Below are 3,429 nucleotides of genomic sequence, written 5' to 3'. Positions count from 1 at the left end.
GCCAACGACGAGGCCCTGGCCGCCCATGGAAGGCCTGCGCCAGCGCGGCCTGTGGGTGCCCGCCATCCGCCCACCCACCGTGCCCGAGGGCACGGCGCGCCTGCGCATCGCCCTGTCAGCCGCGCACACCGAGGCCGACGTGGACCGCTTGCTGCAGGTGCTGGCCGAGCTGGCGCCCGCCGCCGTGGAGGCCCTGGCATGACCTACAGCGTCAAGGAAATCTTCTACACCCTGCAGGGCGAGGGCGGCCAGGCCGGCACGCCCGCCGTGTTCTGCCGCTTCGCGGGCTGCAACCTCTGGAGCGGCCGCGAGGAAGACCGCGCCAGCGCCGTCTGCCGCTTCTGCGACACCGACTTCGTGGGCACCGACGGCACCCTGGGCGGCAAGTTCGCCACCGCAGACGCGCTGGCCGACGTGATCGCCGCGCAGTGGCCCGCGCACGATGCCGCGCACCGCCTGGTCGTGCTGACGGGCGGCGAGCCGCTGCTGCAGGTGGACCCGGCCTTCATCGACGCCCTGCACGCGCGGCACTTTCGCATCGCCGTGGAGAGCAATGGCACCGTGGCCGCGCCGCCCGGCATCGACTGGCTGTGCATCAGCCCCAAGGCCGGCGCGCCCTGGGTGCAGCGCAGCGGGCAGGAACTCAAGCTGGTGTGGCCCCAGCCCGGCTTCGACCTCGCCGCGCTGGAGTCGCAGACGCAGTTCACGCACCGCTTCCTGCAGCCCATGGACGGCCCGGAGCAGGCCGCCAACACCGGGCGCTGCATCGCCGCCTGCCTGGAGCGCCCCGCATGGCGCCTGAGCCTTCAGACCCACAAGCTCACGGGCATCCGCTGAGCCCTGTTCCGTACCGTTTTTTTTCGCCCCGTTCCCGCCCGTTCGCCGACCATGCAGTTCACCGTTCACCAGCGCTTTTTCTTCGATGCCGCGCACACCTTGCAGCGCGAGATCGAGGCCGAGGGCAGCCGCCGCATCCACGGCCACACCTACCACGCGGAGGTGGCCGTCACCGGCCCGCGCGATCCCGCCACCGGCATGGTCATCGACCTGGGCCACCTGCGCCAGCGCCTGGCCGCTGTGCGCGAGCAGCTCGACCACCACTGGCTGGACGAGGTGCCCGGCCTGGGCACGCCCACGCTGGAAAACCTGTGCCACTTCATCGCCCAGGCGCTCGATGGCATGCAGCCGCCCGCCAGCCGCGTGCGCGTGTGGCGCGAGGCGCTGGGCGACGGCTGCGTGCTGGAGCTGGCGCCGCCCGGCCCGGTACCGGGCTGAGCCCATCCGCCCCTTCCCCTTCCCCGTCTTTCATCCCACCCCGCAGGAGAACCGCCATGCCCCACCTCGTCATCGAATACAGCCAGAACCTGGCCGGTCTGCCCGAAGCCCAGATGCTGGCGGAACTGAACCAGTCCCTCACCGCGAGCCCCGAGATCCAGAACGAGGCGGACCTCAAGTCCCGCTTCCTGCGCACCGACCGCTTCGAGATCGGCACCGCCCCCGCCGACCGCGCGTTCGTGCATGCGCAGCTGCGCCTGCTGTCCGGCCGCTCGCCCGAGACCAAGCAGGACCTCGCCGGCCGCGTGGCCGACGTGCTGCGCCGTCTCACGCCCCGGCCCGGGGGCGTGATGGTGCAGCTCAGCGTGGAGATCGTGGACATGGACCGTGGGTCCTACGCGAAAGAGCGGCTTTGAGCCCTACCGGGCTGCAGCGCAATCAACACTAGGGCACATTGCTGCAAAAAACGTAGCAAATAGCGATGGCCGCGGGCATCGGAGCCCTTGGAGCCTGCGACACCGGCTCAACAGGTGTGAACGAATCCGGTGCCTCCCGATGCACCGCCGAAACACGTCCGATCAAGGCGCAAGGCGCCAACGTAGCTCAGGTTACTGCGAGGTTTTGCAACACAGAGCAGGGGGTGTTCTGGCGAGTGCAGCGGTCACGGCTCACACCTTTCAAGCCTGCAGCGTGGCGGCGAACCAGCCCCGCAGGCTGTTCACGAGCCATACCCGCATCTGGGCAAATCCTACAAACCGCTTTCTCACTTCGATGGGCTCTCTTTGCCCATTTCCTCCAGCATGAGCTCGCTATCGGACTTCGCCCCTTTTTTCACGTAGTAACGCAAAGAATCTCCGCTGGCATCGTTGGTATTTGAAATGATTCCTACACCGCCAATTCCAATTTTATATTCCTTGCCGTTTTCGATGGCCCTGAAGTGGCAGGCACCAAAAGAGTAGTCATGAGATTCAAATTGAAAAATGGGTTTAGCGTTTTTCCAGAATTCCCTGAATTCATTAGGCGTCATGTTGAAAGAATTGCAAAATCTAATCGCGTCCTCGTCTTTCATTTCGGGGTCTATGACTTTTATAATTTCAGGTTCTTGCATGGAGATTGGCATTAACCACCATGCAAAAAAAGCACCGATAAAAATACTTAGAGCGATGAATACTGAAAACGTGATTTTTAACACATTCTTCATTGAGATGCCTCTAGTAACCAATCAATCGCCCTTCGCTTTCCTGCTTTCGGGGATCAATCAAACCATGGGGATAAATTCGGTCACGAGTCAAATTAAGCATCGAAATCAATTCTCCCACCAACCATTTTGACGATTCATTTTGGGCATGTGTTGGCTTTCCGTAAGATTGATTCAGAGGGGCTCCAACCACCTCTATGCCAATGGAATCGAAATTAGTGGGAGAGCGATCTTTGGCTGCTTTCTTTCGTTCGTAGGCATCCACCTGTTTATCATATTCATCCTTATCGGTGTACTTCAATTTTAATGCTTCAAGTTCTTTCTTATCGATTGCGTCGCATTTTTGCACCTGCATGCAATAAGATTTTATTCGACCGATATGCCAGCATATTTTATCCACTCGTGCGGTTTGAAATATCTGGCCTGCGGGATTAATTAAAAAGTGGGTTCCTGTTCCTGACGGCCTAAACGCGTACGCCATCAGCGTTTTGGCAGTGTAATTGCTGCTGGTTTGATGTAGAACGATCCCGCTGACGCTGAGCATCTGCCCATGCTCGATGCCTGGATATATTTGCGTGGTTATTTTTCTGTGTTTAATTACACCACCCATTGCAATTAACATTAGCACTCCCTTTTAGACGATGGGCGTGCATGATAGCGAAGGTCGACCTCAAATATGAAGTGCAAAACCTGAGGTAGCATTTTGAAAGGCTCCCAATAGCGTATTGCAATGGTTCCTGGATTTGGAACCGACGGTCCCTGGACGCCGACCCCGCCGACTCAGGCCTGCAGCGTGGCGTCCAGCCAGCCCCGCAGGCTGTTCACGAGCCATACCCGCATCTGGGCAAATCCTACAAACCGCTTTCTCGCTTCGATGGGCTCTCTTTGCCATTTCCTCCAGCATGAGCTCGCTATTCGGACTTCGCCCCTTTTTTCACGTAGTAACGCAAAGAATC

General features: G+C 60.0%; 6 protein-coding genes. 4 read left to right on the top strand and 2 right to left on the bottom strand.

All coding sequences use genetic code 11. From position 1 onward, the window contains the following. The 4 genes from AC27KI_RS21015 to AC27KI_RS21000 all read left to right on the top strand — a co-directional run. A partial coding sequence (locus AC27KI_RS21015) for an aminotransferase class I/II-fold pyridoxal phosphate-dependent enzyme (RefSeq protein ID WP_487115645.1) occupies nucleotides 1-202 on the top strand: 202 nt, incomplete at its 5' end. Next, nucleotides 199-837, top strand: a complete 639-nt coding sequence (gene queE / locus AC27KI_RS21010; protein ID WP_487115643.1) for a 7-carboxy-7-deazaguanine synthase — start codon at nucleotides 199-201, stop codon at nucleotides 835-837. The genes AC27KI_RS21015 and queE, both read left to right, overlap by 4 nt. Nucleotides 838-888: 51 nt before the next feature. Beyond that, the gene (locus AC27KI_RS21005; protein WP_487090774.1) at nucleotides 889-1,275 is read left to right on the top strand and encodes a 6-carboxytetrahydropterin synthase; all 387 of its coding nucleotides are present in this window, start codon (nucleotides 889-891) and stop codon (nucleotides 1,273-1,275) included. Between the two features lie 56 nt (nucleotides 1,276-1,331). After that, entirely contained in the window at nucleotides 1,332-1,691 is a 360-nt protein-coding gene (locus tag AC27KI_RS21000; protein WP_487090773.1) for a 5-carboxymethyl-2-hydroxymuconate Delta-isomerase, read from the top strand. 347 nt (nucleotides 1,692-2,038) lie between these two features. Here the strand turns inward: AC27KI_RS21000 and AC27KI_RS20995 are convergent, their stop codons facing one another. Both AC27KI_RS20995 and AC27KI_RS20990 read right to left on the bottom strand, forming a co-directional pair. Then, complete coding sequence (locus tag AC27KI_RS20995) at nucleotides 2,039-2,476, bottom strand: hypothetical protein (RefSeq protein ID WP_487115641.1); 438 nt, start codon at nucleotides 2,474-2,476, stop codon at nucleotides 2,039-2,041. 10 nt (nucleotides 2,477-2,486) lie between these two features. Then, a complete protein-coding gene (locus AC27KI_RS20990; RefSeq protein ID WP_487090771.1) occupies nucleotides 2,487-3,095 on the bottom strand; it encodes a peptidoglycan recognition protein family protein in 609 nt (202 codons plus the stop codon). Nucleotides 3,096-3,429: the final 334 nt, after the last annotated feature.

The sequence above is a fragment of the Acidovorax sp. KPB24-03 genome (assembly GCF_057546605.1).
The sequence above is the reverse complement of the archived record's forward strand: the minus strand, read 5'-3'. Positions and strand labels throughout refer to the sequence as shown.